The following is a 14,200-nucleotide window of genomic DNA, read 5'->3' on the forward strand; positions in this document are numbered from 1 at the left end:
CTCCCCGGGCCGAGGCGAGCCCCGCTGCGCGGTCTGTGCACCCGGGCCGTGCCCCCGGTGGCAGCGGCTCCCCCGCGGACTCCCACCGTTCATCGCCGCCCCGCGCTCTCCCCTGCGACCGGCCCCGCGCTCTCCCCCGCAACCGGCCCGGCGGCGTCAGTACTGCCCGCAGCCGGCCCGGTGGATGCTTCGCCGGACGAGGGCCGCCCGCCGCCGACGGCGCGCAGGGCGAACGGCAGAAGGCGGTCCGCCCTGTCCCGCGCGGTGGCCGGGTCGATGTGCTCCGGCAGCCGCGAGGTGAAGAAGAAGCTGCTCATGACGGGACCGAGCACCACGTCTCCGAGCAGGCTGTAGTCCTCGACCGGGGGGATCTCGCCCCGGTCGGCCGCGCTCCGCACGACCTCGGCGACCCTCCGGTACGCCGGTTCCAGGAAGGCGGCCGTCAGCGCCTGAGCGAGGACCGTGTTGTGCGCCGCCTCGCCGACCAGGGCCCGCATCAGCCGTCCGCCCTCGCCGGTCATGGCGGCGGCCTTGTCCCGGAGCACCGTGCGCAGGTCGCCTTCGAGGGTGCCGGTGGCCGGTGGCTCGTGGGGCTCGGTGCAGGTGGCGGCGGCCGCGACGACCAGATCCTCCTTGGACGACCAGCGCCGGTAGAGGGTGGCGGTGGAGACCCCCGCGCGGGTGGCGACGGCCGCCGTGGTCAGCCCGCCGAAGCCGCTCTCCACCAGCACGGCCAGGGTCGCGTCCAGCAGAGCCCGGTCCCGCGCCGCGTCGCGGGGACGTCCTCGCCTGCGCGCGGCCGGGGCTTCTTCGGGCTGGGGGACGGGCGGTGCGGTGCGGGCCATGCCGCGATGATATCGGAAAGCGAAACGAAAATATTTCGTTTCGCTTATGCTCGGCGGCATGAGCACTCCCGCACCCGTCGAGCCCATCGCCCCGAACGACGCGGCGGACACCGTCGCCCGTCTGAACGCCACCTTCGCCACCGGCCGGACCAAGTCCCCCGCCTGGCGCAAAGCCCAGCTGCGCGCCCTGCGCCGGCTGCTCGTCGAGCAGGCGGACGCCCTCACCGCCGCACTCCACGCCGACCTGGGCAAGAGCACCACCGAGGCATACACCACCGAGATCGGGTCGACGATCACCGAGATCGACCACGCCCTGCGCCATCTCGACCGCTGGCTGCGCCCGCGGCGCGCTTCGGTTCCCCTCGGGCTGCGGCCGGCCCGCGCCCGTACCGTGCGCGAGCCGCTCGGCACCGTCCTGATCATCGCCCCGTGGAACTACCCACTGCAGCTCGCCCTCGCTCCGCTGGTCGGCGCGATCGCCGCGGGCAACACCGCGGTGGTCAAGCCCAGTGAACTCGCCCCGGCCACATCCGCAGCGCTCGCCCACTGGCTGCCCCGCACGCTGGACCCGCAGGCCGTGACCGTGGTCGAGGGAGCCGTACCGGAGACGACGGCCCTGCTGGAGCAGCGATTCGACCACGTCTTCTACACCGGCAACGGCAAGGTAGGCCGGATCGTCATGACCGCAGCGGCCCGTCATCTCACCCCGGTCACCCTGGAACTGGGCGGAAAGAGCCCCGCGGTCGTGGAGCCGGGCGCCGACCTCGCGACCGCCGCCCGCCGCATCGCCTGGGGCAAGTTCATGAACGCCGGTCAGACCTGCGTCGCCCCCGACTACATCCTCGCCGTCGGCGACACCTCGACCGCGCTGGAGCGGCACCTGACCGCCGCGATCCGCGAGATGTACGGCACCGATCCGGCCCGGAGCGCCGACTACGGCCGGATCGTCAACGAGCGCCACTTCGACCGGCTGACGGCCCTGCTCGGCGACGGCCGGATCGTCACCGGCGGAGACCATGACCGCGCCACCCGCTACCTCGCCCCGACCGTCCTCACCGACGTCGACGCCGACGGGCCCGTGATGAGCGAGGAGATCTTCGGCCCCATCCTGCCGATCATCCGCGTCCCCGACCTCGACGCCGCGATCGACTTCATCACCGCCCGGGACAAGCCCCTCGCCCTGTACGCCTTCACCGCCTCCGCGGCGACCAAGCGCCGCCTCGCCTCGGAGACCTCCTCGGGCGCCCTGACGTTCGGTGCTCCCCTCGTCCACCTCGCCGTACCCGGCCTTCCCTTCGGCGGCGTCGGCGAAAGCGGCATAGGCGCCTACCACGGCGAGTACTCCGTCGACACCTTCAGCCACACCAAGGCCGTCTTCGACAAGCCCCTGCTCGCCGACCCCCTCCGCCTCGCCTACCCGCCCTTCACCGACCTGAAGTCCCGCCTCCTGCGCCGCCTCTTCTGAGGGGGCGCCCCGGGGCGCCGCCGCAGGCGCCATGCCGGCGGCGGCGTTGCCCGACCGGGCGCCGGGCCCCCGCCCACCGCCCCCCCGGCGGAGCCTCGGAGACCCCCGGCGGGGGCCGACGGGGGCCGACGGGGGGACGGAACGGCCGTCAGTGGTGCCACGCCTGCCCACCCGTGTTGCGGATGAACCGCTGCAGCACCTTGATGGTGGTCAGATACTCCTCGTCGGAGATGCCGGCGTGCCGTTCCGCCCAGAGCTCCTCCTGGAGGGCCGCGGCCCTGCCGTGGAACTCCCTGCCGTCGGCGGTGAGGCTCAGGCGCCCGGCGGCGTCCTCGACGGCCCAGCCCCGGGCGATGACCGTGTCGATCTCCGACTCCATGGCCTCGCGGCCGGCGTCGAGGTAGTTCAGCAGGAGCCGGGACACCTCATCGCGGGGCTTGGCGGTGTCGGCGCCTGCCACCTGCGCGAGGACCCACCACTGGGGTTGCGTGGTGCCGATCCCGGCGAGGGCGGCGCGGATGCGGTCGACGACCGCCTTGGAAGCCGCCCAACTCCAGTAACCGATGGGCTGCTTGATCAGATCGGTGTCGCTGTGTGTGTACTCCATGGCCGGAACCCCTGTCGTCGTCTGCGTTGCCGAGGACGAGATCGACCGTAGAAGTTCAACCTGACGTGAGGTCAAGAGGCGCCGATCGGACCCTCCGGCCGCCCGCCCCTCTCACAGGTTCGGTCAGAGATCAGATTCAGACGTTCACGGGCCTTTCCGTAACGGACAGCAGATCACCTATAGTTGCGGCCTAATGGCCGTGCTGTGACGGCCGTCCTCGACGATGCCCCAGTGAGCCTGGGGCCGCGAGCCACTCCAAGGACACTGATGCCGGCGTCGCCTCCCCCTCCCGCCATGGACGACGGACGAGGCCCCCTGAGGGCGTCCCTGTCGGCCTTTCTGGCAACAGCTCTGGTCAGCCTGACGGCAGTGGCCTTAGTCACTGCCGCCGCCCCGGAAGAGTCGCGTTCCGCGATCGGTTGGGCCGCCGGCGGTGGGGCGCTGCTGCTGTGCTGCGCGGTCGCCGTGGCCGTCCATGCGGTCCGGTCCTCCCGCACCCTCCAGCGCAGCCTCGCGGCGGCAGCCCAGGGCTCCGAGGGGCTGCGGCGTGACCGGGAAGCCCTGGCCGCGGAGATGGCCAAGGAACGGTCGCGGCTGACCGGCGAGTTGTCCTGGCGTACCGAGGAACTGACCCGGGAGCACGCACGCCTCGCCGAGGAGCTGAGGTCGGAGCGCGAGCGGCTGACCGCGGAGCACATCCGCGAACGAGACCGCATCACGGCCGAACACATGCTGGAGCGCGGCCGGTTGCTGCAGGATCACACCCGCGAGCGGCAGCAGCTGACGGACGATCACACCCGCGAGCGCGAGCGGATGCTGGAGGAGCATACCCGCGAACGCCGGACGCTGGCGGAGGAGAACGAACGGCTCGCCGCCCAGTCCCGCCGCGCCGTGGCCGACCGCGCGTCCGCTCTCTCCGCCTGCGCCAAGTCCGCCGGCCGGATGCAGGCGCTGATCACCAGCATGCTCGCCGATCTGCGCGAGATGGAGGAGCGCCACACCGACGAGCGGGTCCTCGGCGACCTCCTCCACCTCGACCACCGGTCCGCGCAGGCAGGCCGACTGGCCGACTCCATCGCGGTGCTGACCGGCTCCCGATCGGGCCGCCGCTGGGCCAGGCCGATCAGCATGGAGTCCGTCCTGCGGGGCGCGATGAGCCGTATCGCCGGCTACCAGCGGGTGCGGGTGCACTCGGTGAGCGAGATCTCCGTGGCCGGCCACGCGGCCGAGGGAGTGATGCACGCGATCGCCGAACTCCTGGACAACGCGGCGAACTTCTCGCCCCCGACCGCCGAGGTCCATGTGTATGTGGAGGAGGTTCCGGCCGGAGCCATCGTCTCCGTGGAGGACAGCGGCCTGGTGATGGGAGAGGTCCAACTGCGCCGCGCGAAGCACGCCGTGAGCGGGGACGTGTCCGACCTCGGCGGGCTTTCCGGCACCCGGCTCGGCCTCGCGGTGGTGGGGCGCCTCGCCCGCAAGCACGGGCTGACGGTCTCCTTCCGGCCCTCCGCACGCGGCGGGACGGGTGTGCTGGTGCTCATCCCCCACGAGTTGCTCAGCCGGGCGGCCGGGCGCGACGGCCAGGCCGCCGCACCCTCCGTGACGTCCGCCCCCTCCCTCGCATCCGCCCCTTCCACGAGGTCCGCCTCCTCCGCCATGGCCGCCACCCCCTCCGGCGCCGCCCGCGCGCCCCGCGCCGCCTCCGGCGCCCTCCCGGCCGCGATCCCCGCACAGCGCCGCGCCCTGCCCGCACCCGCAGCGCCCACCCGGGCACCCGCAGCGGACGACCGGCGGTCCACGCCCCCGGCCGTACCGCAGACCCCGGCCACGCCGCAGACCCCGGCCACGCCGCAGACGCCGGCCCCCGCGGAGCCGCCGGCCGCGGAGCCGGGGCGGCTCCCCCGCCGCCGCCGGGGGCAGACCCTGGCCGCGGCGGAGAGCACCCGGCCCGCACCCGCGGACCCCGAGACCTCCCCACCCCGCGACGTGAAGTCCGGAATCGCCAGGTTCAGCAGTTTCCGGCAGGCCGTGCGGCCTACTCCCGCAGGCGACGCCACCGCGCCCCCGGACCCCGGCGTCAACGAGCCCACCACGCTTCCCGGCCGGGCCCCGGCCGCGTCCTCGCACCCGGAAGGCGACACCCCCCGATGACCACCACCGCCCACAACCCCACCGCCACCACCGACGAGAGCCTGGACTGGCTGCTGGGCAGCCTGCTCGAGCGCACACCCGGCACCCGGCACGCACTCGTCCTCTCCCGGGACGGCCTGAAGCTCTGCCGCACCCCGGAGCTTTCGGTGGACCAGGCCGACCAGCTCGCCGCGATCGCCGCCGGGATCCAGTCGCTTTCCCACGGCGCTTCGATCGAGTTCGGTGACGGATCGGGCGGTGTGCGCTCGGCCATGACGGAGTTCTACGGGGGGATCCTGTTCATCGTGGAGGCCGGCGAGGGCGCGCATCTGGCGGTGGTGGCCGCCGAGGACGCCGACGCCGGACTCATCGGGCACAACGTCAGCGAACTGGTGGAGCAGATCGGCGTCCATCTGCGCGCCGCCCCGCGTGCGGCCGGCGGGTCATGAGCCGCCCTGGCAGGGACGATTCGCCTGAGCGGCTGTACACGCTCACCGGGGGCCGCAGCAGCGCCGGGTCGGATGCCCTCGATCTGGTGACGCTGATGGTCGCGGACCGCGCGCCGGCTCCCGGGATGCAGTCAGAGCACGCCGCGATCCTGCGGATGTGCGAACGCCCCACGGCCGTGGTCGAGATCGCCGCGGAGCTCCGCCTCCCGGTGAGCATCGTCCGGGTGCTGCTGTCGGACCTGCTGGACGCGGGCCACGTCAGCGCCCGCCATCCCCGTCCGGCCGACCCGACCCACCGCCTTCCCGCCCCCGACCTCCTGGAGCAGGTGCTCGTTGGCCTCCGCAACCTCTGACCGGCCGGCCTTCGACCAGCCGTCAGCACGCCCCGCACTGCACGCCACATCCGACAACGGCGTCAAGATCGTGATCGTCGGAGGCTTCGGCGTCGGCAAGACCACGATGGTGCGCTCCGTGAGCGAGATCCGTCCCCTCAACACCGAGGAGACGATGACCCTCGCCGGCGAGTCCGTGGACGACACGACCGAGGTCAGCGCCAAGACCTCCACGACCGTCGCCTTCGACTTCGGCCGCATCTCCCTGGACCAGCACAACGTCCTCTACCTCTTCGGCGCACCCGGGCAGGAGCGGTTCTGGTTCCTGTGGGACCGGCTCTTCTCGGGCACGCTCGGCGCGGTGGTCCTGGTGGACATCCGCCGGATCGCGGACTCCTGGTACGCCATCGACCGGCTGGAGGCGCACGGCACCCCGTTCATCGTGGCCTGCAACGACTTCGGAGGCACCGCGTACAGCTACGAGCAGGTACGCGAGGCGCTCGACCTCGACCCGGCGGTACCGCTGGTCAGCTGCGACGCGCGCTCCCGGGGCTCCAGCAAGAACGTCCTCATCTCACTCGTCCAGCATGTCCAGTCCCTGTACGCCACCCAGGAGAGCGCCTCTTGACCAGCCCCGACGGACATACGGCCGTCCCCCTGTCGGGTCCCCGTTTCCAGTCCGAACCCGCCCAGCTGTACCGGGAGATGCGACGCGACCACGGTTCGGTGGTCCCCGTGCTGCTCGACGGCGACATACCCGCGTGGCTGGTGCTGGGCTACCGGGAGCTGCACCAGGTGACCGGCGACCCGGCGCTCTTCAGCCGCGACTCCGACCTGTGGAGCCAGTGGGACGCCATCCCCGGCGACTGGCCCCTGCTGCCCATGATCGGCCGCAAGCAGCCGTCCATCCTCTACACGGTCGGCGAGCGTCATCGGCAGCGCGCGGCCATGGTCGGCAACGCGCTGGAAGGCGTCGAGGCGACCGAACTCATCCGGCACGCCGAGCGGTTCGCGGACGAGCTGGTCGACTCCTTCTGCGACAAGGGATCGGCCGAGGTCATCGGCGACTACGCGACGCTGCTGCCGCTGCGGGTGCTGGCGCGGCTCTACGGCTTCCCCGACGAGGAGGGGCCGGGCCTGGTCACCGCCCTCAACGACATGATCAACGGCAGGGAGGGCGCGCTGGCGGGGCAGAGCCATCTGGCGGGGTCGATGCAGCGCCTGCTGGCCGAGAAGCACGCCGAACCCGGCGACGACGTGATCTCCCGGATGCTGGAGGACGAATCCGGCTTCACCGACGAGGAGATCATGCAGGACCTGATGGTGATGATCGCCGCCGGCCACCAGCCGACCGCCGACTGGATCGGCAACTCGCTGCGGCTGATGCTCACCGACGCCCGTTTCGCCGCGTCGCTGTTCGGCGGCCGGCACAGCGTCGCCGAGGCGATGAACGAGGTCCTGTGGGAGGACACTCCCACCCAGAACGTGGCCGGCCGCTGGGCCTCCCGCGACACCGTACTCGGCGGGCGGCACATCAGGTCCGGGGACCTGCTGCTGCTCGGCCTCGCCGCGGCCAACTCCGACCCCCAGGTACGCGTCGACGGCGCGGCGTTCACCGGCGGCAACAACGCCTTCTTCTCCTTCGGCCACGGTGAGCACCGCTGCCCGTTCGCCGCCCAGGAGATCGCTGAGGTGATCGCCAGGACCGGGATCGAGGTGGTGCTCGACCGGCTGCCCGACATCGATCTCGCGGTCCCCGCCGACTCCCTCACCCGCCGGCCGTCCCCATGGCTGCGCGGCCTGACCTCACTGCCCGTGCGATTCACCCCCACCCCCGTTCTTGGAGACGCCGGAAGATGACCCAGAGCAGCGCCGAACGCATCGCCCTCGACCCCTTCGTCACCGACCTGGACGCGGAGAGCGCCCTGCTGCGTGCCGCCGGGCCGCTCGCCGAGGTGGAACTCCCCGGCGGAGTCCCCGTCTGGGCGGTCACGCACCACGCCGAGGCGCGCCGCCTCCTCACGGACTCCCGGCTGGTCAAGGACATCGGGGTCTGGGGTGCGTGGCGGCGCGGCGAGATACCCGCGGACTGGCCGCTGATCGGCCTCGCCAACCCGGGCCGCTCCATGCTCACGGTGGACGGAGCGGACCACCGGCGGCTGCGGACCCTGGTGGCCCAGGCCCTCACACCCCGCCGGGTGGAGCTGCTGCGCGGCCGCGTCGGCGAGCTGACGGGAGAGCTGCTCGACAAGCTGGCCTCCCGTGCCCCCGGTGACGTGGTCGACCTGAAGGCCGAGTTCGCCTACCCGCTGCCGATGAACGTCGTCAGCGAGCTGATGGGCATCGCCCGGGAGGACCACCCCAGGCTCAAGGTGCTCTTCGACCGCTTCTTCTCCACCCAGACGCCCCCGGAGGAGGTGGTCGCCACCCTCAGCGAGCTGGGCGGGATGATGAGCCGGATCGTCGAAGCCCGCCGCACCGAACCCGGCGACGACCTCACCAGCGCCCTGATCCAGGCCTCAGAGGACGGCGACCGGCTGACCGACGAGGAGATCGTCAACACCCTGCAGCTGATGATCGCCGCCGGCCACGAGACCACCATCTCGCTGATCGTCAACGCCGTGGTCAACCTCTCCACCCACCCCGAGCAGCTCGCGCTCGTCCGCTCCGGCGAGGTGGGCTGGGACGCGGTGGTCGAGGAGACGCTCCGCTGGTCCACCCCGACCTCGCACGTCCTCATCCGGTTCGCCACCGAGGACGTGCCCGTCGGCGACCGGATGATCCCCGCGGGGGACGCCCTGATCGTCTCCTACGCGGCGATCGGCCGCGACGAGCAGGCCCACGGCCCCACGGCCGGGGTCTTCGACATCACCCGCTCGCCCAACCGGCACATCGCCTTCGGCCACGGCCCGCACGTCTGCCCCGGCGCCGCGCTGTCCCGGCTGGAGGCGGGAGTGGCACTGCCCGCGCTCTACGCACGGTTCCCCGGGCTGAGGCTGGCCGTGGACCCCAAGGAGCTGCGCAACAAGCCCGTGGTCACCCAGAACGACCTGTACGAGCTGCCGGTCCACCTCGTCTGAGCCACCGCCGGTCCATCTCGTCCCGGCCACCGTCCGGTCCGCCTCGTCCGGGCCACCGCCGGTCCGGGCCGGCGTGCCGCGGGTTCGTCCCAACGGCCGGCCGGCCCCACCGGCCGGTCCGGGGCCCCGGTTCACACGACATGCAGACCGGTCGGGGCGCCGGTCCACCCCCTCTCGTCGGCCGGTCCGTCCGCAGCGAGCCGGCCGCGCGGGGCACACGGCTTCCTGCGCGCGAACCCGCCGCCCCGGGGGCGCGTCCGGCCCGTGCCCCGGGGAGGGGAAGGCCCGGCCCGCGCGGGGCTCGCGGCTTCCCGGGTGCGCTCCCGGGGCGGGGCCGGATCTCGCAGTAGCCGGAGCGCAGGTCCGCCGGTTCGGCCGGCCGCTCCCGTGAGGGCAGGTGCCCGGCCCACGGCAGCACCACGGCACGGGCCGCGGGGACCAGCTCGGCGAGACGCCAGGACATGGCCCGGAAGGCCTTCGTCCCCGAGGCCCTGACCGTCCGGCACCCCCGAGGGCGGGTGCGCCGATCGCGGCCGGGGCGACCGCCGGGGCCGTCCCGTCCCAGGGCGCCGCACCGGCCTGCTCCGCCCCGGCGTCCAGGTCGAGCCGGACCCTCGAAGGCCTGCCGCGGCATGGCCCGTACCCGCCGGTGTACGTGTACGGTCTCGCCGGCTCCCGGGCCCGGCCGGGTTCCCGCGTTCAGCTCGACGGCCGCGTCGAGGTCGCCCGCGCCGACGAGTTCGTCCTCCCCGCCGTCGAAGGCTCCCCGCCGTCGAAGACCGGCAGATCCGGGCCCGGTTCCCGGCCCGGCAGCCGGCACAGCGCACCGTGAGCGCCGGCACCCGTTCCGGGCACCGCGCGGCGATCCCGACGGCGACGCCGCCCCCGAACGAAGCCCCGGCGAGGGCTGCCCGACCGATCCCGGGAGCGTCCGGAAGGCGAGGACGTCGTCCGCGTCGCGGTAGGGGTGCGCGGTGACGGCGCCCGCGCATCGGCCGGGATGTCGCCGAAGCCCCTGAAGTCGGGGCGTACGACGCGGTGTCCGGCTCCATCCGGCGCGCCCCACGGTCCGTCCCGCATCATCCGGCGGTCGGTGACCGAGGAATGCGGGAGCACCACCACCGGGCCGTCCCCCGCCGAACCGGACGCGATTGCCCTCCGGCCGAGCCCGTGCCCCGGGGCTGTCCGCCCGTCGATATCCCACCGGCATTGCGGACTTGAACGCGTTCAAGAGGGCCGCTACAGTCATGGACACGGTCTTTTGAACACGTTCAAGGGAGGGTGGGGCATGGACCTCACTGTTGTCGCGTACATCGTCTATCTGCTCATCAGCGTCGGCCTCACCGTCTGGGTGGCCCGTACGCTCAGCGGGAACGGACGGATCTTCCTCGCCGACGTCCTGCACGGGAACGAGAAACTCGCGGACGCCGTCAACCACCTGCTGGTGGTGGGCTTCTACCTCGTCAACCTCGGTTTCGTCACCCTCCACCTCGGCCAGGACCATGCCGTGGCCGACGCCCGAAGGCTGTTCGAGGCCCTCTCGGTGAAACTCGGGGTCGTCCTGCTCGTCCTCGGTGTGCTGCACCTCGCCAACGTCTATGTGCTCAACCGGATCCGCCGGCGCGGTGTGATGGAGCGCGAGCAGACCCCGCCGGTCCCACCGCAGGGCTGGACGGGGCCGGCCGGCCAGCGTCCCTGGGAAGCCCCCGCCACAGGCGCGTGACCGCCGTGGGGATACCCGTAGCGGGACTGACGGTGCTCTACGACGCCCAGTGCCCGCTCTGCGTCCATCTGCGCCGCTGGCTGCTGCGGCAGCGGCAACTCGTCCCGCTGGACCTCGTCCCGGCGGCGTCTGCGGAGGCCAGGCGCCGCTTCCCGGACCTCGACCACGGGAGCACCCTGCGGGAGATCACCGTGATCGGCGACCGCGGCCAGGTGTACCGGTCCACCGCCGCCTGGATCGTCTGCCTCTGGGCGCTGGCCGAGCACCGGCCCAAGGCGCACTGGCTGAGCACCCCCGCCGGGCAGCCGTTCGCCAGGGTCACGGTCCTCGCCGCGGCCAAGTACCGCGAGCTCACGGCCGCCCCGTGCGAAGGCCGGTGCGAGGTGCCGGCGCCGCCCGGCTAGGCTCGCTCACCGTGAACGACGTGACGGACGGGAAGCAGGGCCGCGACGCGAAGCCCGCGAAGAGCGAGCAGACCCGCACCCTCATCCTCGAGACCGCACTCCGTCTCTTCCAGGAGCGCGGCTACGACAGGACGACGATGCGGGCCATCGCCCAGGAGGCCGCGGTCTCCGTGGGCAACGCCTACTACTACTTCTCCTCCAAGGAACACCTCGTCCAGGGCTTCTACGACCGGATCGCCGAGCAGCACCAGGCGGCCGTCTCGGAGGTCCTGGACGGCGGCGAGAAGGACCTCGCGAAGCGCATCCGGGGGGTCCTGCTCGGCTGGCTGGACATCGCCGAGCCGTACCACGAGTTCGCGTCCCAGTTCTTCAAGAACGCGGCCGACCCGGACAGTCCGCTCAGCCCCTTCTCGCCCGAGTCGCAGGGCCCGCGGGAGGCGGCCGTCGACGTCCACCGGCGGGTGCTGTCCGGGGCCGCCGTCAAGGTCGACCCCGAACTCTCCGACGCGCTGCCGCGGCTGCTCTGGCTCCAGCAGATGGGACTCGTGCTGTTCTGGGTGTACGACCGCTCCGAGGGCTGCGCCAACAGCCGCCGCCTCGTGGAGCGGCTCGCGCCGGTCACCGCCCGGGCGATCTCGCTCTCCCGGTTCCGTGTCCTGCGCCCCCTCGTGCAGGAGACCCACGAGCTGCTCAGGGACTTCATGCCGACGGCCGCGGGGATGGCCGCCTCGGGCAGACCCGGGCGGGCGGCGGGCCGCGGGTCCTCGGCCGCGGGGGGCGCCGGGCCCGGCGACGACGGCGACCGGGGCGGCGGCGACCGGGGCGGCGGCCCGGGTGCCGGCGACCGCGACCGCCGGGAACGGGGCTCCACGGCTTGAACCCGGCCGGCAGGCCGGACCACCCGGGCAGACCGCTCGGACAGACCGCTCGGGCAGACCGCTCGGACAGATCGCTCGGACAGACCGCTCGGGCAGACTGAACGCGTCGCACCCGGCCGGGGCCCAAGGACGCACGGCCCCGGAGCGGGGGGCATCAACCGATTCCCCCTCCCGCCCGACCCCGCGAGGGAAGGCGGTCGGACCGCCGCCCGAGGTGGACGACCGGAGCGATATCCCCCGGCTCCCGGCAGCCCTCAGGCGTCGCGCGAGGCGAGTTCCACCACGGTGATGTCGGACGGGGCGCCGACCCGCACCGGCGGCCCCCAGGCCCCGGCGCCACGGGAGACATAGAGCTGGGTGTCGCCGTACCGCTCCAGGCCGGCGAGAGTCGGATTGGCCATGTCCGCGAGGTAGTTGGCGGGCCAGAGCTGACCGCCGTGGGTGTGGCCGGACAGCTGGAGGTCCACTCCGTGGCGCACCGCCTCGTGGATGACGACCGGCTGGTGGGCGAGGAGCACGGCGGCGCGGGCGCGGTCGCGGTCGCCGAGCGCCCGTGTGAAGTCCGGTCCCTGCCCCTCTCGCTCGCCCGCCACGTCGTCGACCCCGGCGAGGTCGAAGCCGCCGATCTCCACGCGGTCGTTGCGCAGCGGGGTCAGGCCGAGTTCGCGCACATGGCCGACCCAGGCGTCGGCCCCGGAGAAGTACTCGTGGTTGCCGGTGACGAAGAACGAGCCGTCCCGCGCGCGGAGCCCGGCCAGGGGTTCGGCGGCGCTGCCGAGGTCGGCGACGCTGCCGTCGACGAGGTCGCCGACGACGGCGACGAGGTCGGGCTGCGTGGCGTTGATCGCGTCGACGATCCGCTGCGTGTGGGCGCGGCCGAGGACAGGCCCGATGTGGATGTCGCTGACGACCGCGATCCGGTAGCCGTGCGCGGCGCGCGCGAGCCTCGCGAGCGGCACGGTGACCCGCTTGACGCTCGGTCCGCGCAGGACGCCGTACGTCCCGTAGCCCACGGTCCCCGCGGCCGCGGCTGCGGCCGCCCCGCCGACGACCCGCGCGACGAACAGCCTGCGCGACATGGCGCCCGCGGGGCGCCCGCCCTCCGGCGAGACGTCCGCCGCCACCGGGGTGCCGGAGACGTCGGCCGCTTCGGAGGCCCTCCCGCCGGTAAGGCCGACGGTACGGCCGGGCGTCTCCCCGGCGACCGTGCCGACCGCGGTCGCCTGGTCGGAGCCGGACGGTGACGGCTGTGCGGCTCTCGGGGAACCGGCGGAGGGGACCAGGCCGGCGTCCCCGGGCGGCACCGCGCCCCCGGACCGCAGCGCACCCCCCGACGAGTCGGCGCTCACGGGCGGCTGCCCGTCCCAGGACGCCGCGGTGTCCCCGGGCGGAGCCGCCTCGGCGGCTGCTTCGGCTGCCGAAGGCCCGTCAGCCGGGGGCGCGTCCGCCACGGCCCCGGCGGCGGGAGGCCCCCCGGAAGCCGCCGGGCGGCGCGCAGCCCTGCGGTCCAGTGCGCGGCGCAGCAGGGGACGGACCGCTTCGCCCACGGCCAGCGCGAGCGTCAGGTACAGCAGCACCGCCAGCCAGAGATAGCCCGGCCATGCGAAGGTCTGCTTGAGCCAGAAGGGCACGTCGGCCCGGCCGGTGGTGAAGGCGCCGACGGTGAGCAGCGGCAGCACGATCACGGCTGCGGTGCCCGCACGTCGTGCCGCGCCGGGCCCGGTCGTGGTGTCGCGGACCAGGCGCCGCCATACGTACCAGTGCACCGCCACCAGCAGAGTGAGGACGACGGCGATCACAAGCAGGACTACCAGCACGGCAGCGTTCCCCTTATTCGTGGTCGCGGCGCAGTGCGCGTACGCCGCGGAACCCGATCGCGCCGATCACCGTCCCCAGGAGCAAGGACGTGACGGCGAGCAGCAGATGGACCCAGAAGTACGCGGTCGGGTCACCGGCGTCGTCGAAGGCGAGCCCGCTGGCGTCCTGCCACAGGTTCCTCACGAAAGTGACCCAGATGACCCAGCTCCACACCCCGAACGCGAGCAGGAACCAGGAGACCGGGCGACTGAGCTTCATGGACTCAGTATCGCCGCAGTCCCCTTCCTCGGGGCGGCGGGGTCCGGTGGCGCCGCAGTCGGCGTCCGCGGCCGCCGGGCCCCGGGCCGGCACCACCGAGACGGAGTGCATCCGGCCCGCCGTGCCCGAGACGGCAGGGCGGCCCCCGGCAGGCACCACCGAGCCCGCCGGCTGCACACCGGCCGCACCCGGAGCGGCCGGGCCGGCGACG

At 73.5% G+C, this 14,200-nt stretch carries 14 protein-coding genes; 10 read left to right on the plus strand and 4 right to left on the minus strand.

Annotation, left to right across the window (positions count from 1 at the left end):
- Window positions 1-89 precede the first annotated feature (89 nt).
- Entirely contained in the window at window positions 90-845 is a 756-nt protein-coding gene (locus SCWH03_RS10790) for a TetR/AcrR family transcriptional regulator (protein ID WP_173263952.1), read from the minus strand.
- 58 nt (window positions 846-903) lie between these two features.
- Here SCWH03_RS10790 and SCWH03_RS10795 point away from each other — a divergent pair, with 58 nt between their 5' ends.
- Window positions 904-2,310 carry an aldehyde dehydrogenase family protein gene (locus tag SCWH03_RS10795; protein ID WP_173263953.1) on the plus strand — a complete coding sequence of 469 codons (1,407 nt, stop codon included), beginning with the start codon at window positions 904-906 and terminating at the stop codon, window positions 2,308-2,310.
- 148 nt (window positions 2,311-2,458) lie between these two features.
- Here SCWH03_RS10795 and SCWH03_RS10800 read toward each other — a convergent pair whose 3' ends face one another.
- On the minus strand, window positions 2,459-2,917 hold the full coding sequence (locus SCWH03_RS10800) for a MarR family winged helix-turn-helix transcriptional regulator (RefSeq protein ID WP_173263954.1): 459 nt from the start codon (window positions 2,915-2,917) through the stop codon (window positions 2,459-2,461).
- 369 nt (window positions 2,918-3,286) lie between these two features.
- Between SCWH03_RS10800 and SCWH03_RS10805 the strand changes: the two genes are divergently transcribed.
- The 9 genes from SCWH03_RS10805 (at window position 3,287) to SCWH03_RS10845 (ending at window position 11,913) form a co-directional block, all read left to right on the plus strand.
- The gene (locus SCWH03_RS10805) at window positions 3,287-5,068 is read left to right on the plus strand and encodes an ATP-binding protein (RefSeq protein WP_173263955.1); all 1,782 of its coding nucleotides are present in this window, start codon (window positions 3,287-3,289) and stop codon (window positions 5,066-5,068) included.
- Entirely contained in the window at window positions 5,065-5,496 is a 432-nt protein-coding gene (locus tag SCWH03_RS10810; RefSeq protein ID WP_173263956.1) for a roadblock/LC7 domain-containing protein, read from the plus strand. Before SCWH03_RS10805 ends, SCWH03_RS10810 begins: the two co-directional genes overlap by 4 nt.
- Complete coding sequence (locus SCWH03_RS10815) at window positions 5,493-5,849, plus strand: DUF742 domain-containing protein (protein ID WP_173263957.1); 357 nt, start codon at window positions 5,493-5,495, stop codon at window positions 5,847-5,849. The genes SCWH03_RS10810 and SCWH03_RS10815 overlap by 4 nt, the downstream gene beginning before the upstream one ends.
- Window positions 5,830-6,456 carry a GTP-binding protein gene (locus SCWH03_RS10820; protein WP_173263958.1) on the plus strand — a complete coding sequence of 209 codons (627 nt, stop codon included), beginning with the start codon at window positions 5,830-5,832 and terminating at the stop codon, window positions 6,454-6,456. Before SCWH03_RS10815 ends, SCWH03_RS10820 begins: the two co-directional genes overlap by 20 nt.
- Window positions 6,453-7,688 (plus strand): cytochrome P450, encoded by a 1,236-nt coding sequence (locus SCWH03_RS10825; RefSeq protein WP_173263959.1) that lies wholly within the window; start codon window positions 6,453-6,455, stop codon window positions 7,686-7,688. The genes SCWH03_RS10820 and SCWH03_RS10825 overlap by 4 nt, the downstream gene beginning before the upstream one ends.
- Window positions 7,685-8,908: a cytochrome P450 family protein gene (locus SCWH03_RS10830; RefSeq protein WP_173263960.1), complete on the plus strand. Its 1,224-nt coding sequence runs from the start codon at window positions 7,685-7,687 to the stop codon at window positions 8,906-8,908. Before SCWH03_RS10825 ends, SCWH03_RS10830 begins: the two co-directional genes overlap by 4 nt.
- Window positions 8,909-10,196: 1,288 nt before the next feature.
- Window positions 10,197-10,631: a hypothetical protein gene (locus SCWH03_RS10835; protein ID WP_173263961.1), complete on the plus strand. Its 435-nt coding sequence runs from the start codon at window positions 10,197-10,199 to the stop codon at window positions 10,629-10,631.
- A gap of 5 nt (window positions 10,632-10,636) precedes the next feature.
- Complete coding sequence (locus SCWH03_RS10840; RefSeq protein ID WP_173263962.1) at window positions 10,637-11,035, plus strand: thiol-disulfide oxidoreductase DCC family protein; 399 nt, start codon at window positions 10,637-10,639, stop codon at window positions 11,033-11,035.
- Between the two features lie 11 nt (window positions 11,036-11,046).
- Window positions 11,047-11,913, plus strand: a complete 867-nt coding sequence (locus SCWH03_RS10845; protein ID WP_254076681.1) for a TetR family transcriptional regulator — start codon at window positions 11,047-11,049, stop codon at window positions 11,911-11,913.
- A gap of 254 nt (window positions 11,914-12,167) precedes the next feature.
- Here SCWH03_RS10845 and SCWH03_RS10850 read toward each other — a convergent pair whose 3' ends face one another.
- Together SCWH03_RS10850 and SCWH03_RS28580 are read right to left on the minus strand one after the other, a co-directional pair.
- Window positions 12,168-13,730: a metallophosphoesterase gene (locus SCWH03_RS10850; protein WP_173263963.1), complete on the minus strand. Its 1,563-nt coding sequence runs from the start codon at window positions 13,728-13,730 to the stop codon at window positions 12,168-12,170.
- A gap of 13 nt (window positions 13,731-13,743) precedes the next feature.
- Window positions 13,744-13,989, minus strand: a complete 246-nt coding sequence (locus SCWH03_RS28580; RefSeq protein WP_311137368.1) for an SCO4848 family membrane protein — start codon at window positions 13,987-13,989, stop codon at window positions 13,744-13,746.
- Window positions 13,990-14,200: the final 211 nt, after the last annotated feature.

Origin of the sequence: Streptomyces pacificus (genome assembly GCF_011766325.1) — a bacterium.
Classification (GTDB): Bacteria; Actinomycetota; Actinomycetes; order Streptomycetales; family Streptomycetaceae; genus Streptomyces; species Streptomyces pacificus.